This window comes from Ruegeria lacuscaerulensis (genome assembly GCF_013033355.1).
Classification (GTDB): Bacteria; Pseudomonadota; Alphaproteobacteria; order Rhodobacterales; family Rhodobacteraceae; genus Ruegeria; species Ruegeria lacuscaerulensis_A.
Map to the genome: position 1 here is coordinate 119,016 of NZ_WQDY01000011.1, position 23,997 is coordinate 143,012.

General features: G+C 57.8%; 24 protein-coding genes. 9 read left to right on the forward strand and 15 right to left on the reverse strand.

What is annotated here, in order from left to right; all coding sequences use genetic code 11:
- The first annotated feature begins 391 nt into the window (after window positions 1-391).
- From GOW48_RS17850 to dnaQ, 4 genes are read left to right on the forward strand one after another with little or no spacing between them, the layout of a single operon-like run.
- Window positions 392-991, forward strand: a complete 600-nt coding sequence (locus GOW48_RS17850) for a Maf family protein (protein WP_170755517.1) — start codon at window positions 392-394, stop codon at window positions 989-991.
- Complete coding sequence (locus GOW48_RS17855; RefSeq protein ID WP_170755518.1) at window positions 988-1,821, forward strand: shikimate dehydrogenase; 834 nt, start codon at window positions 988-990, stop codon at window positions 1,819-1,821. Before GOW48_RS17850 ends, GOW48_RS17855 begins: the two co-directional genes overlap by 4 nt.
- Window positions 1,818-2,411 (forward strand): dephospho-CoA kinase, encoded by a 594-nt coding sequence (gene coaE, locus GOW48_RS17860; RefSeq protein WP_170755519.1) that lies wholly within the window; start codon window positions 1,818-1,820, stop codon window positions 2,409-2,411. The genes GOW48_RS17855 and coaE overlap by 4 nt, the downstream gene beginning before the upstream one ends.
- A complete protein-coding gene (gene dnaQ / locus GOW48_RS17865) occupies window positions 2,404-3,126 on the forward strand; it encodes a DNA polymerase III subunit epsilon (protein ID WP_170755520.1) in 723 nt (240 codons plus the stop codon). The genes coaE and dnaQ overlap by 8 nt, the downstream gene beginning before the upstream one ends.
- Window positions 3,127-3,153: 27 nt before the next feature.
- On the opposite strand, the gene secB is transcribed toward dnaQ, so the two are convergent.
- Together secB and GOW48_RS17875 are read right to left on the reverse strand one after the other, a co-directional pair.
- A complete protein-coding gene (gene secB / locus GOW48_RS17870) occupies window positions 3,154-3,654 on the reverse strand; it encodes a protein-export chaperone SecB (protein ID WP_170355607.1) in 501 nt (166 codons plus the stop codon).
- Window positions 3,655-3,718: 64 nt separating this feature from the next.
- Window positions 3,719-4,207: an FxsA family protein gene (locus tag GOW48_RS17875; RefSeq protein WP_170755521.1), complete on the reverse strand. Its 489-nt coding sequence runs from the start codon at window positions 4,205-4,207 to the stop codon at window positions 3,719-3,721.
- A gap of 108 nt (window positions 4,208-4,315) precedes the next feature.
- Between GOW48_RS17875 and GOW48_RS17880 the strand changes: the two genes are divergently transcribed.
- From GOW48_RS17880 to GOW48_RS17890, 3 genes are read left to right on the forward strand one after another with little or no spacing between them, the layout of a single operon-like run.
- Entirely contained in the window at window positions 4,316-4,975 is a 660-nt protein-coding gene (locus GOW48_RS17880) for a Tim44/TimA family putative adaptor protein (protein ID WP_170355605.1), read from the forward strand.
- Complete coding sequence (gene mltA, locus GOW48_RS17885; RefSeq protein WP_170755522.1) at window positions 4,972-6,006, forward strand: murein transglycosylase A; 1,035 nt, start codon at window positions 4,972-4,974, stop codon at window positions 6,004-6,006. The genes GOW48_RS17880 and mltA overlap by 4 nt, the downstream gene beginning before the upstream one ends.
- Complete coding sequence (locus GOW48_RS17890; protein WP_170755523.1) at window positions 6,006-6,593, forward strand: Smr/MutS family protein; 588 nt, start codon at window positions 6,006-6,008, stop codon at window positions 6,591-6,593. Before mltA ends, GOW48_RS17890 begins: the two co-directional genes overlap by 1 nt.
- A 2-nt stretch (window positions 6,594-6,595) precedes the next feature.
- Here GOW48_RS17890 and GOW48_RS17895 read toward each other — a convergent pair whose 3' ends face one another.
- The 3 genes from GOW48_RS17895 to hslU form a co-directional block, all read right to left on the reverse strand.
- Window positions 6,596-7,810 carry an MFS transporter gene (locus tag GOW48_RS17895; protein WP_170755524.1) on the reverse strand — a complete coding sequence of 405 codons (1,215 nt, stop codon included), beginning with the start codon at window positions 7,808-7,810 and terminating at the stop codon, window positions 6,596-6,598.
- Entirely contained in the window at window positions 7,807-8,904 is a 1,098-nt protein-coding gene (locus tag GOW48_RS17900) for an alpha/beta hydrolase (RefSeq protein WP_170755525.1), read from the reverse strand. The genes GOW48_RS17895 and GOW48_RS17900 overlap by 4 nt, the downstream gene beginning before the upstream one ends.
- Before the next feature lie 99 nt (window positions 8,905-9,003).
- The gene (gene hslU / locus GOW48_RS17905) at window positions 9,004-10,311 is read right to left on the reverse strand and encodes an ATP-dependent protease ATPase subunit HslU (RefSeq protein ID WP_170755526.1); all 1,308 of its coding nucleotides are present in this window, start codon (window positions 10,309-10,311) and stop codon (window positions 9,004-9,006) included.
- A gap of 163 nt (window positions 10,312-10,474) precedes the next feature.
- Between hslU and GOW48_RS17910 the strand changes: the two genes are divergently transcribed.
- Window positions 10,475-11,716, forward strand: a complete 1,242-nt coding sequence (locus tag GOW48_RS17910; RefSeq protein ID WP_170755527.1) for an MFS transporter — start codon at window positions 10,475-10,477, stop codon at window positions 11,714-11,716.
- Between the two features lie 96 nt (window positions 11,717-11,812).
- On the opposite strand, the gene hslV is transcribed toward GOW48_RS17910, so the two are convergent.
- Window positions 11,813-12,364, reverse strand: coding sequence for an ATP-dependent protease subunit HslV (hslV, locus tag GOW48_RS17915; protein ID WP_170755528.1), 552 nt, complete (start codon window positions 12,362-12,364; stop codon window positions 11,813-11,815).
- Window positions 12,365-12,561: 197 nt separating this feature from the next.
- Between hslV and GOW48_RS17920 the strand changes: the two genes are divergently transcribed.
- The gene (locus tag GOW48_RS17920; RefSeq protein WP_170355739.1) at window positions 12,562-12,756 is read left to right on the forward strand and encodes a DUF1127 domain-containing protein; all 195 of its coding nucleotides are present in this window, start codon (window positions 12,562-12,564) and stop codon (window positions 12,754-12,756) included.
- Between the two features lie 58 nt (window positions 12,757-12,814).
- On the opposite strand, the gene GOW48_RS17925 is transcribed toward GOW48_RS17920, so the two are convergent.
- The 9 genes from GOW48_RS17925 to GOW48_RS17965 form a co-directional block, all read right to left on the reverse strand.
- Window positions 12,815-13,174, reverse strand: a complete 360-nt coding sequence (locus tag GOW48_RS17925; protein WP_170755529.1) for a Lin0512 family protein — start codon at window positions 13,172-13,174, stop codon at window positions 12,815-12,817.
- Window positions 13,174-13,521, reverse strand: coding sequence for a Lin0512 family protein (locus GOW48_RS17930; protein ID WP_170755530.1), 348 nt, complete (start codon window positions 13,519-13,521; stop codon window positions 13,174-13,176). Before GOW48_RS17930 ends, GOW48_RS17925 begins: the two co-directional genes overlap by 1 nt.
- Window positions 13,522-13,586: 65 nt before the next feature.
- Entirely contained in the window at window positions 13,587-13,907 is a 321-nt protein-coding gene (trxA, locus tag GOW48_RS17935) for a thioredoxin (RefSeq protein ID WP_170355595.1), read from the reverse strand.
- Window positions 13,908-13,967: 60 nt separating this feature from the next.
- Window positions 13,968-17,327, reverse strand: coding sequence for a double-strand break repair helicase AddA (addA, locus tag GOW48_RS17940; protein WP_170755531.1), 3,360 nt, complete (start codon window positions 17,325-17,327; stop codon window positions 13,968-13,970).
- Window positions 17,324-20,251, reverse strand: coding sequence for a double-strand break repair protein AddB (addB, locus tag GOW48_RS17945; protein ID WP_170755532.1), 2,928 nt, complete (start codon window positions 20,249-20,251; stop codon window positions 17,324-17,326). Before addB ends, addA begins: the two co-directional genes overlap by 4 nt.
- Window positions 20,244-20,930: a nucleotidyltransferase family protein gene (locus tag GOW48_RS17950; protein WP_170355592.1), complete on the reverse strand. Its 687-nt coding sequence runs from the start codon at window positions 20,928-20,930 to the stop codon at window positions 20,244-20,246. The genes addB and GOW48_RS17950 overlap by 8 nt, the downstream gene beginning before the upstream one ends.
- Window positions 20,927-21,931 carry an aminoglycoside phosphotransferase family protein gene (locus GOW48_RS17955; RefSeq protein WP_170755533.1) on the reverse strand — a complete coding sequence of 335 codons (1,005 nt, stop codon included), beginning with the start codon at window positions 21,929-21,931 and terminating at the stop codon, window positions 20,927-20,929. The genes GOW48_RS17950 and GOW48_RS17955 overlap by 4 nt, the downstream gene beginning before the upstream one ends.
- A complete protein-coding gene (tsaE, locus tag GOW48_RS17960) occupies window positions 21,928-22,401 on the reverse strand; it encodes a tRNA (adenosine(37)-N6)-threonylcarbamoyltransferase complex ATPase subunit type 1 TsaE (RefSeq protein ID WP_170755534.1) in 474 nt (157 codons plus the stop codon). Before tsaE ends, GOW48_RS17955 begins: the two co-directional genes overlap by 4 nt.
- A gap of 41 nt (window positions 22,402-22,442) precedes the next feature.
- Window positions 22,443-23,951 (reverse strand): PAS-domain containing protein, encoded by a 1,509-nt coding sequence (locus GOW48_RS17965; protein WP_170755535.1) that lies wholly within the window; start codon window positions 23,949-23,951, stop codon window positions 22,443-22,445.
- Window positions 23,952-23,997 lie beyond the last annotated feature (46 nt).

A 23,997-nucleotide genomic window follows, 5' to 3' on the forward strand; every position in this document is an offset into this window, starting at 1 on the left:
TTGCTCGAAACCCTCCCTAATAAAAAAATAAGAAAAGAAAAAGGAAGATGGTTTTGTAGGGTGAACAATTTCCGTGGATTACTTTTTTACACAAGTGTTTTCCCCAGGTGGATAGAATCCAGCTTGAATAAAACGATTCTGTTGAAGAAAAAAAATTCTTTATAAAAAACAGTATTTTAAACCATTATTGAATGTGTACTTCTGGGGATAACTCTTTGGGTAATTAAGGAAATTCGGGTTATACCATTCGACAGACTTATCCTTGTCCCGGATGGACAGGATTTGGGCGACTCGGGGAAGTTTCAGTCGAAAGCACCGGGCTTGCGTGTCAACCTGAAAACCATACAAAACATCCTAGAACGCTCAACGATTTGCACACGGGGTTTTCCACATGTCTGTCCCCATCATTCTGGCCTCGGGGTCATCCATTCGCGCGCAGCTTCTGCAGAACGCAGGCGTGCCGTTTACCGTCCAAGTCGCGCGCGTAGACGAAGAGACGATGAAACGCGCCTTGCTGGCCGAGGGTGCCAGCCCGCGCGACATTGCCGATGCGCTGGCCGAGATGAAGGCCCGCAAGGTCAGTGACAAGAGCCCCGGCGCGATGGTGCTGGGCTGTGATCAGGTGTTGGATTTCGACGGTCAGCTGTTGTCCAAACCCAAAACGGCCGAGGATGCTTTTGCGCAGCTTAAGGCGATGCGGGGCAAGCGGCACATGTTGTTATCTGCTGCCGTGATCTATCAAGACGGCGAGCCGATCTGGCGGCATGTGGGTCAGGTTCGCCTGCGGATGCGGATGAGCTCGGATGCGTATCTGCGCGACTATATCGACCGCAACTGGGAGAGTATCCGCCATGCGGTCGGGGCCTATAAGCTTGAAGAAGAGGGCGTACGCCTGTTCGCCACCATTGACGGAGATTATTTTAACGTTTTGGGTATGCCTCTATTAGAGCTGCTGAACTACCTGGCTGTCAAAGGGGTGATTGATCAATGAGCAAGACAAAAATTCCTTTGGCTGGGGTGATCGGGCACCCGGTCGCGCATTCGAAGTCACCTCAGTTACATGGGCATTGGTTGAAGACTTATGGGCTGCAGGGTCACTACGTGCCGATGGATGTGGCCCCGGAAGACTTGCAGGATGTGTTGCGCGCATTGCCCAAGGCTGGGTTCGTGGGGACAAATGTCACTGTTCCACATAAAGAGGCTGCGCTGCGACTGGCCGACGAGGTTTCGGACCGGGCACGCAAGATCGGCGCGGCAAATACGCTGGTTTTCCAGAAAGATGGCCGAATTCACGCAGACAACACCGATGGCTACGGGTTTCTTGAGAACCTGCGCAGCGGTGCGCCGGATTGGTCCCCGTCGGGCGGACCTGCGGTTGTGTTCGGGGCAGGCGGTGCCGCGCGGGCGGTGCTTCAGGCTTTGGTTGACGCAGAGGTGCCCGAGATTTTGTTGACCAACCGTACCCGTGAACGGGCCGAGATACTGCGCGATGAATTTGGACCCAGCATCAAGGTTGTCGATTGGATTCAGGCTGGAAATGTGATCGAGGATGCGGAATTGGTGGTCAACACCAGTTCTTTGGGGATGCAAGGGCAGCCCGAACTGCGTGTGCCGCTGGACGGGTTGCAGCCCGGTGCGGTTGTGACGGATCTGGTCTACGCACCGCTGAAAACGCATTTACTAAAAACCGCCGAAGAGGTCGGCTGCACCACTGTCGATGGCCTAGGCATGTTGCTGCATCAGGCGGTTCCGGGTTTCGAAAGTTGGTTCGGCGTCCGCCCCGAGGTCAATTTGGACCTGCGCGCGGCTGTTTTGTCATGAGTTTCGCGCTGGGCCTGACGGGCTCGATCGGAATGGGCAAAAGCACGGCGGCGCAGATGTTTGTTGATGAAGGCTGCGCGCTGTGGGATGCCGATGCGGCCGTACATAGACTCTATTCAAGGGGTGGAGCTGCTATTGACCCAATGCAAGCAGCTTTCCCGACCGCAATCGTTGACGGCGCCGTCAGCCGGGAAGTGTTGAAACAAATCATCGGAAATGACCCGGCTGCGCTGAAACAGATCGAAGGCATCGTGCACCCTCTGGTCGCCGCAGACCGTGCGTCGTTTCGGGCGAACGCCACGGCGGATATTCTGGTTTTCGACATTCCCTTGTTGTTTGAAACCGGTGGAGACGCTGTGATGGATGCCGTCGCCTGCGTGTCGATCCCAGCCGATGAGCAAAAGCGTCGCGTGATGGCGCGCGGCACGATGACCGAGGCGCAGTTCGAACAGATCCGTGCCAAACAGATGCCCAATGACGAAAAATGCGCTCGGTCGGACTATGTGATCGAGACGGACAGTCTGGACCACGCCCGCGCGCAGGTGCAGGATGTGGTCAGGCAGATACGGGCGGGGCTGGCAGATGCGTGAAATTGTACTGGATACCGAAACCACGGGCTTTGACCCCGAAAGTGGCGATCGAATCGTCGAGATCGGCGCGGTTGAGCTGTGGAACCACATGGCCACGGGTGAGACCTATCATGTCTATATCAACCCCGAACGCGGGATGCCTGAAGAGGCGTTTGGCGTGCATGGTATCGGCCCCGACCTGCTGGATAACCCACGCCCGCCAGAAAAGGGCGAGGTCACGCTGAAGGATAAGCCGGTTTTCGCAAAGATCGGTCAGGGGTTTCTGGATTTCGTGCAGGATTCGCGGTTGGTGATCCACAACGCCTCATTCGACATGAAATTCCTGAACGCCGAACTCAAATGGATGGGTTTGCCGACCCTGCCTATGGCACAGGCACTGGATACGCTGGCTATGGCGCGCAAGAAATTCCCCGGCTCGCCTGCGACTCTGGACGCGCTGTGCCGGCGGTTTAATATCGACAACTCAAACCGAACATTGCACGGCGCGCTTTTGGATTCAGAGATCCTGGCCGAGGTGTATCTTGAACTGATCGGCGGACGACAGCCGGATTTTGGTCTGTCGACTTCGGCGGCGGCAACAGCAGCCGGGGGTGAGGAATGGCGGCCCACAGCCCGTCCGACGCCGTTGGCTTCAAGGATCACGGAAGAAGAGCGCGCGGCGCATGAAGGTTTTGTTGAAAAACTGGGCGAAAACGCCCTGTGGACCCGCGCCTGAAGGTGTTCCCGGCGCGGGTCAGATCGTTTAGGCTTCTGCTTTCTGCGCCTCGGCCTGACGGCGCATCAGCTCATTCCGGTACAAAGCTACAAAGTCGATATTGTCCAGATTGACCGGCGGATATCCACCGTCGCGTGTTACGTCGCTGACAATACGGCGCAGGAACGGGAACAGCATCCGGGGACATTCGATCATCAGGAAGGGGTGCAGCTGATCCTCGGCCACGCCTTCCACATGGAACAGACCACAATAGTCAATCTCGCACAGGAACAGGACGTCTTCCATCCCCTTGGCTTTGGACTTGAGGTTCAGCTTAACCGAGACCTCATACTGATGCTCGACCTGACGCTTTTTAGCGTCAAGATTGACCTGAACAGAAATCTCGGGCTGCACGTCGCCCGACACACCCTTTTGGGCCATCACGTTTTCAAAAGACAGATCACGAATGAATTGTCCCAGAACGCGCATTTGAATCTGAGGTGCAGCCGGTGCGGCTGCGGTGTTTTCTTTGGCGTCTTCTTCGGCCATGGGTCTACTCCGAAACTAAAATCCGCCATTGCTTAGCAAGTTGGGCGCGGCACCTCAATGCAGGTCACGGGCCATCCACCCATTTCGATGGTTTTGATGGGTCACGACGGGGTTGAACTTCGGTGTATTCCCCATCAATCACGTCATCACCCGATGGGTTGGGGCCACCGCGAAACTGCGTGCCCGTACCCATCTGGAATTGAGTTATCTGCACTTTTGATTTCAGATATCGAAATACAGCGACGCGAACCCCCGGAATAAGAAGGGCAAATCCGACCGCGTCGGTGAAAAAGCCTGGCGTCAGTAACAATACACCGGACAGCAGGATCATCGCTCCGTGGGCTAATGGCTCGGTCGGATCGTCAAGGTCAGCAAAGGAACGCTGCAGATTTGCCAGCGCCATGCGACCTTGTGTCCTGACCAAAGCAGTACCCATAACAGCGGTCACAACGACAATTGCAAGCGTGGGCCACAGGCCGATCAGACCTCCGACCTGAATGAACAGGGCGATTTCGATGATCGGAACCAGCAAAAATGCCAGAAACAGATACATAAGCGTTATCCTTTACTACAGGTCGGGCAGTAGACTTGTCCCGAACTGTCACCTACATAGTGGCATGAGGCCGCGTATACAAAGCTGCGGTCTGATAAAGAGGATGAAATGAACGAACCGATGATCCAGTTGCTGGTCCTGGCCGGAATTGCCGTTTTCCTGATCCTACGCCTGAAAAGCGTGCTGGGGACGCGTGAGGGTTTTGAGAAGCCCCCCGTTCAACAGCAGCCAGAAGCGCATAAATCGCGCCGAGACTTCGAGGTGATCGAAGGTGGCCCGGATCACGACATTACCGACCACGTCGCCGAAGACAGCGAGCAGGCCCAATCCCTGGCCGCGATGAAACGGATTGAGCCCGGCTTTTCTGTCAGCGAATTCGTCCAAGGCGCCCGCGGTGCTTATGAGATGATCGTCATGGGGTTCGAAAAGGGCAATCTGGATGAAATCCAGCCCTTCTTGTCCGAAGAAGTGTTTGACACATTTGTTTCGGTGGTCGCCTCTCGCGAAGATCAGGGTCTGACCATCGAGGCCGAGTTTATCGGTGTGCGGGAAACCGCCCTAGCTGATGTGAAGTTCGACAAGGACACCAACGAAGCCGAAATCACCATGCGATTTGTGGGTGAGCTGACATCGGTTGTCCGGGATCGCGGTGGGGATATCATCGAAGGCAACCCCAACACCGTCAAACGCCAAAAGGACAGCTGGACCTTTGCCCGCGTCATGGGCTCGGACGATCCTAACTGGCTGCTTGTTGCCACGGACGCATGATTGCTGCGCTTCGGTCGCTTTTGCTGGGGGCTGTGATGGCAACCTCTGCCAGCGCCGAGGCGACGCGTTCCATTCTGTCATTTGACGATCTTGATGGCTGGGCAGCCGATGACCACGGTGCGGCCCTTTCAGTTTTCTTGAACACATGTGGTGATCTGGAAGATCCGGACTGGCGCGCCCTGTGTGCTGTCGCCCGCACCTACCAGGCGGATGCTGCACGTTCCTTTTTTGAACTGTTCTTTCGCCCCGTTCTGGTCGAGGACGGTGATGATGCCCTGTTCACGGGGTATTTTGAACCCGAACTGGATGGCTCTCGCACGCGGACGGAACGGTACAAATACCCGATTTACAAAATGCCCCCCGAGGCACGGGTCGACGGACCTTGGTTGAGCCGCCGCGATATTCTGACAGGCGAGGCAATGAACGGCCGCGGGCTTGAGATCGCATGGGTCGATGACCCGGTCGAGTTGTTTTTTTTGCAGATTCAAGGCTCGGGGCGTATTCGTCTGCCCGATGGTGGTGGATTGCGCGTGGGTTATGGCGGGGCGAACGGCCATCCGTATCGTTCGATCGGGAAAGAGCTGATCCGACAAGGTGCATTGGCTGCGCATCAGGTCAGTGCGCAGATGATCAAATCCTGGGTGCGCAAAAACCCCGAGGCCGGTGCCGAACTTCTGTTTCACAACCCCTCTTACGTGTTTTTCCGAGAGGTCACGCGCGTGGCACCCGAGTTTGGGCCGTTGGGCGCAATGAATCGGTCTGTCACGACCATGCGCAGTATTGCCGCTGATCCGGCCTATACGCCGCTGGGCGCACCGGTCTGGGTCGAAAAGAACGGCAAAGATCCTTTGCGCCGCTTGATGATTGCACAGGATACCGGGGCTGCAATCAAAGGCGCGCAGCGGGCAGATATCTTCTTTGGAACCGGGGACGAGGCTGGCCGCGCTGCTGGTCGTCTTAAGGATTCGGGGCGCATGGTCGTTTTGCTGCCAATCCAGCGCGCCTATGCGCTGTTGCCGGATGCATTCTGATGACCCGGCGCAAACTTACCGAGGACGAGATCGAGCTATGGCGCAAAGTTGCCAAACAAGCTGAACGGATGCATCCCGAGTTGCCACAATCCGTACATCCGACCCAACTGCCCAAGCCCAAGCCGACCAAAACGCCCAAAGCGCGGGTCGACCCGTTCGAGCTTGGCCAAACAGCGCCAGCCAAGCCATCGCGAAATTCGCTGCAGCCCTCTGTCACGGATCGGCTGCGGGCTAGCCCGGTGCAGATGGACGCCAAGGCATTTGGTCGCATGAAGCGAGGCAAGATCAAGCCAGAGGGCAAGCTGGACCTTCATGGAATGCGCATGGACACGGCCCATCCTGCCCTTGTCCGATTTGTGCTGACCGCGCAGGCACAGGGCAAACGGCTGGTTCTGGTGGTGACCGGTAAAGGCAAGGATCGGGATGAACCCGGTCCCATTCCCACCCCGCGCGGCGTTCTACGCAATCAAGTGCCGCATTGGCTGTCGATCCCGCCGCTGGCGCAGGCGGTTTTGCAGGTTACTCCTGCGCATATCAGTCATGGCGGTGATGGCGCGTATTACGTCTATCTGCGACGCACGCGCTAAAACTAGCGAACAGCGCGTGTAATTCCGATCCAGACCAACGCGCTAACGGCAATAAAGAAAACACCGATCCATAAGAACTGATTGTCCAGTGCCATACCTTGGTCAATCAGAACTCCTGTCAAACCGGGACCGATTGCTGAACCCAATACCATGACCGCCGTGGCCATCGCCTTAATCGCACCAATATGGCGGGTTCCATAAAACTCGGCCCAGAAAGCGCTGGGCAGGGTACTGTTTGCCCCGACGGTCAGGGCCAGAAAGATCAATGCCAGTGCCGCTCCTCCCAGTGTATCTGTGGCCGAGACGATCATGAAACCAATTGCCATAGGTAATTGGTAAAACGGCATAATCCGCGCAGTGCCCCATTTGTCCAAAGCCCAACCCGCTGCAAACATCGAAAGCAGCGAAACCCCGGTATAGACCGGAAACAGGGCCACCAGTTCAATATGTTGCCAGTCTTTGATTTCAGCCAGGTGCACTTGATGAAAGAAGAACGCAGTGATGAAGGCGGATGGTCCCAGTATTGCAGGGGTCATGAACCAGAAAAGCGGGTTCAGGAGTGCTTGCCTCCGGGTCCAGTGGCGCCCTTGCATACCGACAGAGGAATATTCGGTGGCAAGGCTTTGCGGGGTTCGTTCTTTCCGCAGCAGAAGCAGTAGGACTGGGATTCCCAAAACCACTACTCCGGCGGACATCACCCAAAGCACTCGCCAGTCTAAAAACACCATCGCGGCCACAAAGATCACTGGCAGCAATGCTTCGCCCACTGCGAACCCGACCGAGGCGATTGACAACGCCTTGCCCCGCGTCGCGGTGAACCAGCGCGCCATTGCGACCATGGCCAGATGGATGCTCAAGCCTTGACCAAACAAGCGCAGCAAAAAAATTATGACCGGCAACAGGAACAACAGGCTATTGAGCGCCATGGCCAACGCCGCCAGCGCCAAACCGCCCAGAACTGCAGGCCCCAGCACACGCACGCGGAAGATATCCGTCAAACCTCCGGCCCAGATCATGACGACAGCGGAAACTGTGGTGCCCAGCGAATACAACCCACCCCACGCTCCATGGCTCAGCCCATAGGCGGTACGAATCTCGCCCGAAAAAACCGAAATGAAAAAGGTCTGACCGAAACTGGACAGGAATGTCAGCACCACTCCCGCACCCAACCACGCCCCGTTGTCACGTAGAAACAGGGCAGCCTGAAACTGCGTCACGGAGAGCTGACCTGCGCTTGTCCTGTTTCGGTCAGAACGATCTCGGTCGCGCCGGTCGGGTTGCGGACGCTTGCTGGGGCAATCACGTCGATGCCCCGCTGTTCGGTGCCAAATGTATTGCTGACCCGGCGGGCCGACCCGATAATCGCAAGCAATGCAGGCGAGGTTGCAGCCACGAAATGCGAGGATTTTGCGTCATCATTAAAGGCCGTCGTGTCCAAAATGCTGATCTTGTACTCGGCCAGCGCGTCGGTCGAGCTGATATTGCCCAGCCGTTCGCCCTTGGTGGTGCCGCGCAGCCGGGCCGAGATGCTCAGCAGCTTGTCCTTTTGTGAAACGATGACGATGAAGGGGTCAGGCGGGGTCTTGATGACGTCCATCTGGGACCGGAACAGATCCACATCCAGATCCGGCGCGATCAGAACAACCCCCTCGATGTTGCGCTTGGACCATCCGGGTTCGCGCAGCTCGGCCTGTCGCATCATCTCCATCGTCAGGGCAGTGCCCATGGAATGCGCCACCAGAACAACGCGTTTGACACCCATGGATTTCAGGTGGCGGACGGTTTTTTCCAGCCCGTCGCGGGCAAACAGCATACTGTCCAGATCATAGGCATAGCCATATCCCGTGGCCTGACTGGGCCAGGAATAGACCATTGTCGCGCCGGGGATGTTCAGATCGTGACTAAGCTGAGCGGCACGAAAGGCGGTTTCTGCCTGGGTGGTGTTGTACCCATGAATAAATATCGACACCTCATCTGCGCCTTTGAGGCGTGATTTCATGTCTTTGGGCCCCTGCAATTCCTCGACCCCGGCCATGACAAACTGTTTTTCAGGGTTTGGATTGGCGTAAGAAAAATCCAGCGTTCCCGGCGTGTGGTTGGGCGGGATAGAGACCGTCATTTCCAGAAATTGCAGTGTCTCACCGCGTTTGAACCCATATGATCCATCCACTTCACGCGCGCGGGTGGTGGTGGCAAAAATGGTCTCGGCCGTGCCGACGCTCAGCGCAGATGGCACAGTTTTGGACACGGTGCGATCCACGCAGGCGGTCAGAGACGTCGCGGTCAGAATAATCAGAAGGTAACGCAGCACGGGGAACGGCCCTTTAGAGGTTTGGCCCTAGGCTAACGCATTCCCGCCCCACGTCCAGCGAGGCAGGTTGGCACAGGCGGCAAAAATCAGCCGGGTGCGTTACAGAACGTAACGGCTGAGATCGGTGGATTTGGTCAATTCGCCCAGATTGTCATCCACGAATTGCGCATTCACAGTGATTTCCACTCCGGCCTGATCGGGTGCTGTGAACGAGAGTTCCTCGAACACGCGTTCCATCACCGTATAAAGCCGTCGCGCGCCGATGTTTTCGACGCTTTGGTTCACATCCGCCGCGATCTTGGCGAGCGCCGCGATGCCGTCATCGGTGAAACTGACAGTCACCTCTTCGGTGCCCATCAGCGCGGTGTACTGGCGGGTCAGGGCGTTGTCGGTCTCGGTCAGGATGCGGACAAAATCCTCTTCGGTGAGCGCGCGCAGTTCAACCCGGATCGGCAGACGCCCCTGCAATTCCGGAAGCAGGTCCGAGGGCTTGGCGATGTGGAACGCGCCTGAGGCGATGAACAGGATATGGTCGGTTTTCACCGGGCCATGTTTGGTGGATACTGTGGTGCCCTCGATCAGCGGCAGCAGGTCGCGCTGCACCCCCTCACGGCTGACATCGCCACCGCGCGCATCCGAGCGGGCGCAAACCTTATCGATCTCATCCAGAAAGACGATGCCGTTCTGTTCGACTGACTCCAAGGCCACGCGGTTGACGGTTTCATCATCCAGCAGCTTGTCGGCCTCTTCCCCGATCAGTGCGTCATAGCTTTCGGCCACGGTCATGCGTTTCTTAACGGTGCGGCCGCCGAACGCTTTGCCGAAGATATCGCCCAGATTCATCATCCCCATCTGGCTGCCGGGCTGACCGGGCAGGTCAAACATCGGCATCGGGTTTGAACTGTCGGCCAGCTCCAGCTCGATCACCGTGTCATCCAGCTCGCCGGCCTTTAGTTTTTTGCGGAACATCTCGCGCGTGCCTTCGCGTGCGTCTTCCCCAGCGATGGCTTCGATCACCCGGTCTTCGGCGGCTTGATAGGCGCGCGCTTTCACATCCTCGCGCATATACTCGCGTGTCTGGATGATCGCCGCATCGGCCAGATCGCGGATGATCTGTTCGACGTCGCGGCCGACGTAACCCACTTCGGTGAACTTTGTGGCCTCAACCTTGATAAAGGGGGCGCGAGCCAGCTTCGCCAGACGGCGGCTGATCTCGGTCTTGCCGACGCCGGTGGGTCCGATCATCAGGATGTTCTTGGGATAAACCTCATCGCGGATGTCATCGGCCAGTTGTTTGCGCCGCCAGCGGTTGCGTAGCGCCACGGCGACCGCGCGTTTGGCATCCTTCTGACCGATAATGAAACGGTCCAGTTCCGAGACAATCTCGCGCGGGGTCAGGTCGGTCACGGGTGAAGTCCTTTCGATCAGCGGTTTGGTTGACGTAGTCACCGCACAGGTGAAAACAACAGCGGCAGCGTTGGTTAGCAACGCCCTATCGTGTTTGCAATTGCTTTCCATAGGTGAAACGCGCCCATTCTGTTACGGTGGCCTGAAGGTCAGGAGCTTGAAAATGACGAAAATTGCCAAGATCACCCTGCTGTTCGTGGTGTTTGTGGACCTGTTGGGTCAGGGTCTGGTCTTTCCGATCATCAACTCGCTGATCATGGAGACGTCGTCCAGTTTTCTGCCCGAAAGTACACCGATGGGACGGCGGCATTTCTACTACGGTTTGGTGATCGGGTGCTTCTTTCTGTCGTGGTTTCTTGGGGTGGTTTATGTGTCCAAGGTCTCGGACTCGATCGGACGCAAGAACGCGCTACTGGTTTGTCTGGGTGGGGCGCTTGTGGGCTATGCGCTGACGATCGCCTCACTTTACCTCAACAGCCTGCTGCTGTTGATCGTCGGGCGGTCAATTACTGGGTTCACAGCCGGAAACCAACCAATCGCGCAGGCGGCGATGATTGATGGCAGCACGGATGCCGCCGACCGGGATCGTAACATGGGGTACATCGTTACCGGCGTCAGCTTTGGCCTGGTCGGAGGGCCCATCATCGGCGCCGTTCTGTCCGACGCCACTTTGCTGGGCAGCTATGCCACGCTCAAGATGCCGTTCTACGGCGCGTTTGTTCTGGTGCTGATCGCCATCTTTATGGTGATGACCTTTTTCAAAGACACAAGGACCGAGCGGACTGCTTTCGTGTTTCGCCCCCGCGATATTACCGACAGCCTGATTGCGGTGCGAGGGCATCCGATGGTCTTGAAGATCCTGCCAGTCTATTCCTTCTTCATGATCGCCAACGTCACCTTCTACGTGTTCGTCGACAATTATCTGACCAGTCGCTTTGGCTATGGCGTCATCGGAGGGAGCATGGCCATGGTCGTCATCGGCTTTGCCCTGGCCTTTTCCAGCACTTTTCTGGTGAAACCAGCACAACAAAGGTTCAGCAAGCATCAGATCATTTATGTCTCGCTGATCACAATGGTGATTTGTGGTTTTGGTTTCGCCTTTAGCCCCAGCGGTGTTCTCAGTTACGTGCCGGTGTTCTTTTTCTATTTCTTCTTCGGCGTTTCTTATCCGACTTTACTGGGCTTGTTTTCTGCAAGTGTCAGCGAAACCGATCAGGGCTGGGTCATGGGCGTGACAACAGCCGTCTTCTGCCTGGCTGGAGGGATCATGTCACTGATTGGCGGCGGATTGATGAGCATCGACATTCGCGTGCCCTACTACATCGTCATCGTCGCGGCGATACTGGGCCTGATCGGCATGCACCGCCGCTGGAAAGGGAAAGAGGTCAAGGCGCTATTGGCCTGAGACAGTTTTGCGTTTGATTTGAATCGAAATACGCTGCCTCTCCCTCCGGTCGAACGCGCATTTAGATGCATTTCACCGAATTAAACGCAGAACGTCTTAAATTTCCTCGACCGTCAGATTGCCGTTGGTGTAGACGCAAATATCGGCGGCAATGGCCATTGCCTCGCGCGCCACGGTTTCGGCGTTTTTGTCACTGTCCATCATCGCGCGGGCGGCGGCCAATGCAAAATTGCCACCCGACCCGATGGCGGCGACGTTGTGTTCGGGCTCTAGCACATCCCCTGCCCCGGTGATCACCAAAAGGTCTTTGCCGTCGGTGACGATCAGCATCGCCTCAAGCTTTTGAAGGTATTTGTCGGTGCGCCAGTCTTTCGCCAGCTCGACCGAGGCGCGGGCCAGTTGGCCCGGCGTTGCCTCAAGCTTGGCTTCCAACCGTTCCAGCAAAGTGAACGCATCGGCTGTTGATCCGGCGAAACCAGCCACAACCTCGAACCCGCCGGGCGAAAGGCGGCGCACCTTGCGGGCGGTGCCTTTGATCACGGTCTGGCCCAGACTGACCTGCCCATCCCCGGCAATCACCACTTGGCCGCCTTTCTTGACGCCAATAATTGTCGTGCCATGCCAACCGGGAAAATCGCTGTCTGCCATAGGGGCCTCCGTTTTCAACTGGCATCCTATATGGGCCGGGCGTGCGTTCAGCGCAACAGTTCACAAACTGCTCAAAAGATATGCATTGAGTGCAATTCGGGGTTACCGGACTAGCAATTGTGAGACTCCGGCTTTGATCCTACATGAGCCTCACAACCGACGAAGGGTCGGCTGTTTCAGTTACAAGGAATGCGCAAATGGCAACCACCGCAAATATCCATGCGCCGCTCGGAGCAGCTACCATCCTGCATGTAGTGGACGCGTTCTTCGGAACCTATGAAAAGGCACTGGCGTGGAATGAATCCCGCAAGACACGCAAGCTGTTGTGGGAACTCTCCGACACCCAGCTGGACGATGTCGGTCTGTGCCGTGCGGATATCGAAAAATTCTGATCCGCAATCAGGATACCCGCTTAGACAAGCCGCTCGAAGTCGAGCGGCTTTTTCTTTTTCAGGACAGTTTGTATTGGCCGTCCATGTCAGGCAGAAATGCCTCGATCGCAGCGGCGGCCACAACATGACGCCCCCCGTCCGGGTCAACGACATCAAGCCCACCTTGAACCGCACGAACCTGCGCCCGACCGCGTGGCAAATCAGCAGCCACCTGATCACAGTCCACAGCCGACGGCTGTTGTACCCCGATCGTCAACTGAACCCGCATCGCTGTGTGATCCACACCAAGCTTGGAAAAAAGCGTGATCGAGGAATGGTGCAGCGCATCCTGCACCGCGCGTCTTGCGGCCTTTGTGTAATCCTGCCCGTACAGGTCATTTCCAGTGCCCATCTCAAGGATAATTCGCTTCTCACCCATCAAACGGCCTCCATATCAAACGAGACTATGATTGCGGCATTGGCGATAACGGTGTGACCTTGCGCATCAGGCTTTTCTATATCCAATCCCCCTTGATTGACCTGGATCGAAGGTCTCCCATAGGGAAAAACGGCCTTTAACGCCTCGACATCCACCTTATCCGGTTGGGCTACGCCGATTTCGGCATCAATGATCATGGCCTCTTTCGGAAAGCCGAACAGCTCTGCCATATTGACCGAGTTGTGCCACAAGGCATCATTGATCGCGCGCAGCGCAGCCTCGGTATAGTCGTGGCGGCGCAAGGACGTTCCCATGCCAAATTCAACAAGAATACGTGTTTTAGCCATTTGATCCTCGGTCACAAAAAAGGCGCCCCTAGTGGGACGCCTTTTATTTCGGTTGATCCAATGGATCAGATGGACTCTTCGATCCAGCTTTGCAGCGCGGCTTTGGGTGCCGCGCCTGCGCGGTTCGAAACAACCTGACCGTCCTTGAAGATGAACAGCGCGGGAATACCGCGTACACCCATCGCTGCAGCGGCGTTCGGGTTGCTGTCCACGTCTACCTTGGCAATTTTCACTTTGCCGCCATACTCGGTCGCCAGCTCTTCCAGAGCGGGGCCGATTTGCTTACAGGGGCCACACCATTCTGCCCAGAAATCGACAACAACAGGGATGTCGGAATTCTTGACTTCGGCGTCAAAGGTATCGTCGGTTACGGCTACGGTCGACATATTCTGTCTCCTGAATGGGGAATGCTTGGCTTCAGAACCTAGGCACGGGGTATCCCGAGGTCAAGGTATCTGGGCGCGGGTCAGTGCTTGGGTCACAAGTTCGTGTGGCAACCACATCAACTGCGCGGTACGGGTCCATAGGATGGCGGTTTTCACTTTTCGGTCGGGATAGATTTGGGCCATCGCTTGCGCATAAGCTCCCATCTGCCGCAAAAGACCCTCGGGGCACGCGGTCGAGGCCTCTGGAACGGTGGCGTTTGATTTAAAATCAATCACCTGCACCTCAGTTTCGGTTACGATCAGCCGGTCAATCACCCCATGCATTCGTTGACCGCCCAGATCTGCGCTAACAGGAACTTCGGCCAGCGTGTTTTCCGCAAAGACAGGCTGCAATTGGCCCGAGGTCAGAACGGCCTTTGCCTCTGCCAGCAGATCGATGCGTTCGATGTCTTGCATATCGGGAAGTACTCTGGCGCAAAGCTGCGGCCAGTCCTGATGTGGTGCGCCGGGCAGGTGTTCCAGCAACAGATGCAGGCGGGTGCCCCTGAGTTTGGCGGCCTCTTCATCCTGTCCTGCATCACCGGGCAGCGCCTTGGCTCCACCCAGATTCGAAGGGCTGAGCGTCTCGGACTGCGGCAAAGGCGGCGCGGCGGGGGGTTCAAACATTGCGGGCAGATCAGTCTGCGTGGTTTCGGCCTGTTCCTGTTCGACAAGCGACAGCGCGTCCCAATTCCCATGCGACAGGCGCAGAGTTTCCGAGCCCGGCAGTTGCGTGGCCCCTGCCCGCGCCATTGCCGCTTCGACCATCTGATACCAGCTGGTGCCATCCTTGCCGACATCGCCCGCGGCCCCGACGATCAGCCACTTTTCTGCCCGTGTCAGAGCCACATAGAGCAATCTCAGGCGCTCATTCTCTTCCCGCGCGCGGGCCTCAGACCGGGCTTGAGCAATCAACGCGGGTGAGGCATCCGCGGGCACTTTCCACAAAGGCACCCCCTCGCCCACCATGATCTCGGCATCGCGAGGGGCTTGACGTTTTCCGGTATCGGGCAGGATCACGATCGGAGCCTCCAGCCCCTTGGAGCCATGCACTGTCATCACCCGGATCATGTTGCCGACGCCGCTCATCTGACGTTTGATTTCCAGATCGTCGGTTTGCATCCAGACCAGAAAACCGGTCAGGCTGGGAATATCCGTGCGTTCATAGGCCAGCGCCTGCGACAGCAGCGCGTTGATGCCGTCTTCAGCCTCGGCCCCCAGACGGCCCAGCAATTTGCGCCGCCCGTCATGGCGGGTCAGGATGCGCTCGATCAGGTCATAGGGGCGCAGAAAGTCGATCTGGCCGCGCAGGTCATTCAGAATCTCAAGCGTTTCGGGGAAATCCTCGGCCCGGTGGCGCAGGGCGGCCCATAGGAACTGCTCGGACCGCCGGTGTGCCAGATCGAATAGCTGCTGCTCGCTCCACCCGAATAACGGTGATTTCAGCACAGTGGCCAGCGACAGACTGTCTTCGGGCGTGGCCAGAAAGCTGAGCAGCGCAGCCAGATCTTTCACCGCCAGTTCCGCCCCGACCTTCAGCCGGTCGGCCCCGGCGATGGGCAGGCGCAGGGCCTTGCAGGCGCGGATGATCTCGGCAAACAGATCGGACCGGCGCTGCACAAGGATCAGGAAATCGCCCGGCTGCACCTTACGCCGCACGAACGCGCCGGGGGAGTCGCCATCCTCGGGGATCGTTTCGCCCCGGTCGATCATGTCCTTGATCGAGTGTGCCACCTTTTCCGCCAGAATGACCGTGTGATGCCGCGCGTCGGGGCGATCGACGGGATCGGTCCAGTCGCCGTCTTCTTCGTCCTCGACCTTTTCAACCACCGGCCACAGATCGACCCGCCCCGGCAGGCTGGTCTTGAACGCGCGGTGCAAGGCTTTGTCCTGAAACCCGGCCTCGGCGTGGCCTTCGAACAGAATATTGACCAAAGACAGGATCGCGCTGGACGAGCGGAAGGAATATTCCAACTCCAAACTCTTAAGTTTAGAGCCTGAATTGATCAACCGCCGCCCGAATTCCTGCTGCATTTGGTCAAAGGCTGCAGGGTCCGCGCCTTGGAAGGAATAGATCGACTGTTTCTTGTCGCCGACCACAAAGATCGTGCGCTCAACCCCGGACCTGGCCCCCTCGCCGCTGGTGAATTCCTGCGCCAGTTTCTCGACCACGTCCCATTGGTCGGGGCTGGTGTCCTGCGCCTCGTCCACCAGAATGTGGTCGATGCCGCCATCCAGCCGGTACAGCACCCATTCGGCAACCGCCGGGTCGTTCAGCACTTGCCGCGCGCGCAGAATCAGATCGTCGAAATCCAGCCAGCCACGCAGCTGCTTGCGGCGCTCATATTCTGGCAGAAAGGCAGAGGCGAACCGGTGCAGCACATGGGTCTTGCGCGCCGCCACGAGCGCCAGCCGCTGTTCCCGCGCAGCCTCGATGCGCAGCATCAACGCCTCAAGCTGTGGCATCTGCCCGGCCAATGCGCCTTCGCGCAGGGCTTTGGTCGGGAACGCGTTGATCTTGGCGGTAAAGGGTTCTTTGGCGGCCTTTCCGGTTAGAAACACGCTTTCCAAAACAGGCAGGCTACTGATCCGGGGTTCGGTGAACGCCGCCAGTTTTGCCGCTGCTTTGGCGTTATTGCCGCCGCTTTCCGTCAACGCGGGCAGGATCGTGCGGATCAGGTCGACCTCACCGCCCAGAAACACGCGCGCGATCAGGGCGTCTTCGTCGAATCCGTCGGGCAGGTCGAACCGGCCCGGCAGCTCGGCCCAGCCCAAGGGCTGCGCAAACAGGTTGCGCTTATGGCTGATCGCGGCGGTCAAATTGTCGAACCCGGTATCGGTGACAAACCGCGCCACATCCTCGATCAGAGCGGCATGAGGGCCTTCGGCGAAATCCTCGACGATTTCTTCGCGCAGCAAGGCGGCGGCGCGGTCTTCCATCTCGGAAAACTGCGGGCTGACCCCGGCCTCCAGCGGGAATCGCCGCAGAAGTGACGCGCAGAAGGAGTGGATCGTCTGGATTTTCAGCCCGCCCGGCGTTTCAATCGCGCGGGCAAAGAGCGTGCGCGCCTGTGCCAGACGGTCGGGATCAATCCGGCCGGGGACGCCCAGATCGGTCAGTTGCGCCAGCAGCGCCGCGTCACCCAGCATCGCCCATTCGCCCAGCCGTTTGAACAGACGGTTCTGCATCTCACTGGCGGCGGCTTTGGTGTAGGTCAGGCACAAGATGTGCTGCGGCTGCACCCCGTCCAGCAGTAACCGCGCCACCCTGTCGGTCAGAACCCGCGTTTTGCCCGAGCCCGCATTTGCCGCCAGCCAGGTCGAGGCATCGGGCCGCGCTGCCTGCACCTGCCGTTCGGTCGCGTCGTTGCGGGCGCTCATGTCAGATCCTCGGGCTTGGTGTCTGCGGTGCGGTCCCATTCGCCGAACCGGGCCAGATGGTCGTAATCGCCAGAGTCGGTGTCTTTGTGCAGCATCCGACGCGAGGAAAAGCCTTGGTTAGGCTCTAAATAAGCCGAAATCAGCTCTTTTAGCTCGGCCAACACCTTGTCCGTCGGTTCTTTCGCTAACGGTGCGGGCACTTCTTTGTAGCTGCCGCCCATGCCGATAAACACCGCCTCAGCCACGGGCAGAGGGTCAAAACCCTCGATCCCGCCCTGCTCGGCCATGGCGGCTTCGATCAGCAGTTGCTTGTCAAATTTGGACTGCTGGCTTTCGGTCGGAGGCGCACCGGTTTTGTAATCCACCAGCCGCAGCGCGCCCCGGCTGTTCAGGTCGATCCGGTCGGCGCGGCCTGCGATGGTAAAATTCAGCGGCTCTAGCACCAGCTTCATAGCGGCCTCAAACGCCACGGGCCCGCCATCGCTGCGTCGGGCGGTTTCGGCGCGTAAGAAGTCATCGGCGATCCGCTCCAGCCGTGCCAGCCACAATTTGCGGGCGGTGGGCCACGCAACATGTTGATCCAGAAGGGTTTCTGCGCGTTTCAGAAATGTTTCGCGGGTCAGCAGTGCGGTGTCCAATACGCTGTCCTTGACGAAATGTTCCAGAATCTCGTGGATCACGATGCCACGCAATAACGCATCGGGGGCCTGCACCAACGGGTCCAGAGGCCGCAGCCGCAGCACATGTTTGGCGTAAATCGCATAAGGGTCCCGTATCAGGCGCTTGATCTCGGTCACGCTCAGGCGACGCGGGCGCGACGCGATCGGTGGGCGCGGGGACGGGCGCGACGCCGCCGAAATTTCGGGCGCGATTTCAAGTTGTTCCGACCAGCTCAGCCATTTCTGCCCGCGCCCGCGCATGGCCGAAAGGGCGGCTCGACCGCCCTGTTCCGGCAGGCCCTGCAACAGGTTCGTCAAACGGTTCAACCAGCGCGACGGCACGGTTTCGGCATCATCGGATCGGGTGGCCCGGGTCAGCCAGACCTCGGGCGCGCCGATGGCCTGTTGGAAATCATGCGCCGACAGACCAATCCGCCGTTCGGGCAACAACAATCCGGCCTTGGCGCGCATCTGGCGGTTCAGCCAGGGATCAGGGCTGGGGGCTTCGGGCCAACTGCCTTCGTTCAATCCGCCAAGAATCAGCAGATCGGCCCCCTGCACCCGCGCCTCAAGCGTGCCCCAGATCATGATATGGGGATGCGGTGCGTCGCGATCCCGTACCTCTTCGCCTGACAGCAATGCACCCAGCAAATCCGCAAAGTCATGCGCCGTCATGGGACCACCATGACCAGCTTCTTCCGTAAGTGCGGTCAGAACCGACAAAGCCTTTTGCCCTGCGTTCTTGTCCCAAAGCGTACCGGGACCCCCGGTATTTCCGGCTGAAATCGCTTCGGCCAGGTCGCGTAACCGGATGACCCAGTCCGATAGTGGCAGTTCTGTGGTCACCTGCTGGTCGCAGAAGTGATGCGACACCCAACGAACCCAATCATCCGGCACCTCTTTGCGGATCGCAAACGCGATCAGGCTGCGGCTGTCCGGGAACGGAGGCCCATGCCGCCGCAGGTCAAGCTCCAGATCGCGCGTGTGCAGCAGATGCGTACCGCGATCGCCACCATCGTGGCAAAGGGGATGTTTTAGCAGTGTCAGCAGGGCCTCGCCATCCAGCCGTCGCGCAAACAATCCGGCCACATGGCGCAGGAATCGCCCCGGTGGTGAAAGCTGCAGCGGCAGACCTGCGCTGTCATCTGGCATAATGTTCCATCGATCCAAAGCAGCACTGACTTGCCGCGTCAGCATCCGGTCTGGGGTGATCAGAGCAGCGGTCTGACCTGTCTCGGCCGCTTGCCGCAAGCGGAGAGCAATGGCCAGCGCCTCGTCCCGCGGCGATTGTGCCTCGACCAGGGTCAGGTCTTTCGTCGCGCTGTCCAAATCCGTCAGCTTGGGCCCTTCGGACATCCAGGCATCCGTGATCGGTGCTGGGCGTAATGCTAGGGAAACCAACCGGTTACGCGCTGGTGACGGAGGTGTATCAGGTGTCCACGGCGTGACTTGATCGGGCCTCAGATCAAGCTGAGTTATCAATTTGTGAAATCGGTATTGCGGGTGATCTTCCGAGGTCAGGGCATCGTCCAATCCCCGCCAGACGTGATCAGGCTGATCGAAGTCGTAACCTGGCAGGATCAAAGCACCCTGTGGAAGGCGCGCCACCGCCTCCATCAGCATCAGTGTGGTGCCGCGTGATCCGGTCGATCCCGCCAGAATGACCGGATGTTGCGGAGGTGCGTCCCGCCACCGCGCAATAAGGTTTTCGACGACGATGCGCTGCCGGGCCTGCGCGTCCAGCGCATCGGGCCCTGCGTCGATGAATTGATCTGCGATCCCAATAAAGGCCTGCGCGCGTGCCCAATGGCCAGACAAGTCGCTGACATCCAGCTGCCCGATTGCCTCGGGCGACACGCCCTCGCCCTGCATTTCGTCGATCAATGCGGACAGACTGTCAGACAAATCGAACAGCGAAGATCGCGCCGCCAGATCAGGTTGTTGGTCCAGTAGTTTTGAGACCAGCTGTGTCAACTCCAACCGCCTGCGTAGTGCCGGAATAGCTGGCGGAACGCTAGCCAGGTCAACGCTTTCGCCCAAGTCTGTGACCAAGGACAAACGCGGCAGAAGGCATGCTGGCCCTTGGTCGAACAACTCGCGCACACGTCGAGCCATTCGCCTTGTGTTTACCACCAGCTGCACCTTGGCCAATTCCTCGGGCGGATAGTCCTTGCTGCGGTGACGCAACCCTTTCACCAAAGCGGCCGGAAAATCCGTGCCGGGGGGAACGGCAAATACACGGGGCAGACCGCTGGGGTCAAACATCCGCCAACATCCTTTCAGCCAGAGCGATCCCTTCGGGACGGCCCACATCGCACCAGCGCCCGGGATATGTCAGGCCAAACAACCGACCGTTCTGATGCATTCGGTCCCACAAAACATTCAACGAAAACGCCTTGTCCGGGATATCGGCCAATCCATCGGTTTTCATGATCTGCGCGCCACCATAAACCAACCCCGGGCCGCGCGTGATGCGGCCGTTACGATCTGCAGTGAAATCACCCTGACCCGCATGTCCAACGGCTTGGTCTGTTGGTATGCACATCAATAGCGCATCCATCTTTTCGGGATCCCAAGCATCCCGCAGCATCCCAAGTGGATTTGGCCCCGACCAGATCGCATCTGAATTCAGGGTGAAAACAGTACTAGACCCTAACAAAGGCAATGCTGCGCGCAATCCACCCCCTGTTTCAAGGATTTCGGGTTGTTCATGGGACAGCAAAACACCCTTGGGGGCAAGATGAGCCTCAAGCTGATCTGGAAGGTAATGCAGGTTGGCGACCTTACGAATTGGATCAAGGTCGTTGACCAAATCAAGCGCGTGGTCAATCAGTGGGCGGCCTGCGCATTCCACCAGAGGTTTCGGCCGATTCTTGGTCAGCGCACCCATACGAGTTCCGAACCCGGCAGCAAACAGCATGATGGCATCAAGCGTGTCGGTCATGATTGTCTGAGCTTTGCAAGGTTTTCCGGTGTCGGTGAAGGTAGCCCATCACGCAACAGATCGGACACAGTGACCAACGCGGGATGTTCCAGATCGCGCATCAAATGCGTCCATGTCGCGGGGATCAGGTCGACATATTGCGGTTTTCCATATTCCGTCGCCAATCGGGCAAATACACCGAGAATACGCAGGTTTCGTTGCGTTCCCAGAACGGCATATGCGGTGCGGAAATCGTGGTCGTTCACTGCGGTTGTCTGAATATACCTGTTAACCATCCGCATTTCGGTTCCAGGTGCTACATCCCGGCGCACATCTTGCAGAAGCGAGACCAGATCATAAGCGGGATGGCCCAGCATGGCTGTCTGAAAGTCCAGCAACCCAACGCGGGCAACGCCGTCGCGTTCAGGCAACCAAATCAGGTTTTCAGCGTGATAATCCCTTTGGACAACAACTTTTGTTCCCGCAGTTTCCCGGTGCAGGATATCTGCAAACCGGTGTTCGAACCGATCCCGTGCGTCCTCGTCATGCGATCCTTGAATCGACTGGGCGTATTTGGTGAACGACAGTGCGGCCAGTTCCGTCATCAAGGATGGGCCATAGGATGGCAATGAAAGCGTCGGTGCCTTGTGCAGCGTGATCAAAACGTCTGTGGCTGCCTCGTAGAATTCACGTTCCAACGTCGGAGATCGCCGCAGCACACGCGCAAATAGATCGTCGCCCAAATCCTCAAGCAACAAAAAGCCATATTCGGTATCTTCGGCATAAATTTCGGGCGCGCTAAGGCCGATGGATCGCAAATGGTTTGCCATTCGGACAAATGCTTCGACGGGTTCAGCCTGACCCGGTGGCGAGTCCATCAAAACCGCTGTCTTGCCGGTATCCGGATCGGTCAGACGCTCATAACGGCGGTTCGAGGCGTCCCCGGCCAAAGGCGCACGCTGCGCATTTGCCCACGGGGTCTGAGCGATCAGCGCTTCGGCCAGCACAGCTCGGTTTGTCATTGCGCGGCCTCCAGTCTGTTGGCCCATTCGGTATTTACCCACGATAGGGTTACAAGGCGTTTTTCCACAGTGTTAGGGTCTGTTTCAAACGAAAGTGTCAAGGCATTTTCAGGTTGCATCGACCCGAGTTTGTCAGGCCATTCCACAAGGCAAATCGCTGTTTCAAATGCCTCGGTCAGGCCAAGCTCATCGACCTCATCCACTGCGCCAAGGCGGTAAAGATCACAGTGCCAGATTTCTCCGATTTCGGTGTCATAAACCTGAACCAACGTGAATGTTGGCGAAGGAACGTCTTCGGGGATGCTCATTACCGATTGAATAAGACTGCGGGAGAAGTGGGTTTTTCCGCTACCAATTTCGCCTTCTAGCAAGAGAGTATCGCCCGGACGTAGAATCCGGCCCAACCGAGCGGCAAAATATGCCGTCTCACAAGGCGAGTTGAAGGTGATTGCAAAGGGCGCGGTCGTCATGGCGCCACAATGACGTCGCACCGGTTTGCCTGCAACCCGGTTCAGGCGCTGATCTGATGTAACTTAGGTTGAAGAACTGTTTTATCTTCGGTTGCAAACCGGATAATTGTCGCTCCGTTTTGCACCGGGCAGATTGTGCATTCAAGCGAAGCACCATTGCGCATACGCAACTCGGCCGACCATTCTGCCCGGTTGTCGCGCATCCCTACAAACTCTCGAATCTCACCGAAAACAGGGGACGCAGTACAGAGTTCCTGCCAATTGCGTGTGACATCCAGAACTGAATCGGCATCAAACCCCGAGTCTCCGCTGTCGCCCCACAGATTTTGATAGGCGTAATTGGTAAAGGCCAGGGTTCCGTCATCGCCAAAAACGGCGACCGCATCCGCCAGTTTGTCCAGAACCGATTGCATCAGGTCCATTTCTGAACGGAACCGCCGGGTCAGGGTGATCTCGGCCGTGATGTCTTCGAACAAAAAGGCTACGGCACCGTCGGGATGGGGGCGACCGCTAACCGAATAAACCGACCCTGAGTGCAGCGACCACGTTTCCTGATAATTCCCGTCCTCGGCAGCCTCAAGCAGGTCATTCATCTGACTGCGCCAGCTTCGGTAGTTCTTGGGTTCAGGCATCATGTGTTGATCCCGTAGCCGGTCGAAGAAACTGGACAGGCTTGGCCGGCAGCTGAGGAAGTCCGGGGGCAGGGTGGTGAGGTCAATTAGGGCCGGGTTGAATAGGGCCAATTGTCGGTTGCGGTCGAAAATCGCCAAGCCAATGGAAAGCTGGGCAAAGGTCTTGGTCATCGTCTGAACGAATTTGCGCTGGGCGGTTTCGGCGTCGACAATCGCGTTGATGTCGACGGCGTAACATAAGTGCCCCTCTGGATGGTGGACCCGTGTCAGATCGAACCAAAGCTTGATTTCGCTGCCGTCCGACGAAATTGAAACCCGCGTCTTTCCACCCAGTCGGGCATCTTCTTCGGATCCGGGAAACAACGGCGCGGTCAGATCCGTATCCTGACCTCGTACTTTGCGCACTAAAGAAATATAGGCTGCGTTGCACCAACGAACTGTGTCGTGTTCATCCAGTAACCAGACGGGATACGGCGCGCGTTCCATTGCCAGGCGGATTGGATCGTTCGCTTCACGGTGGATGGTGGCAGGGCAGATGCTGTTTTCACGCAACTGAACCCTGACTATGCCGTCGATCCATTCGCACATGACGTCTCGCTCGACCGTGCAGTCTATGGCGGGGATGATCAAATTACCCTCTTGTCGGATACAGTCCGGAGTTTTGGGAAACGTGGGAAAGTCACGCTGCAGTAAACGGCGCAGGTCGTGCCAGGACCGGACTTCTTCAAACCCTTCTAGCGCCATATCCGAGTGGCTGATCAGACGTTGATCGTCGAACAAAAACACCGCGTCAAACAAGGACGTGGGCGAGGATAGGCCGAAATTGTCACCCCTGTGCCGACGGCGCGGCAGCAGCCATTGCACCGCAAGGCCGGCAGAGACCAAGCTGATGACAGCCAGAATGAACCAGTCGACCATGAACGCCCCGCAACAGAAATTACGAAAGCGGATTATGGTTACCAAT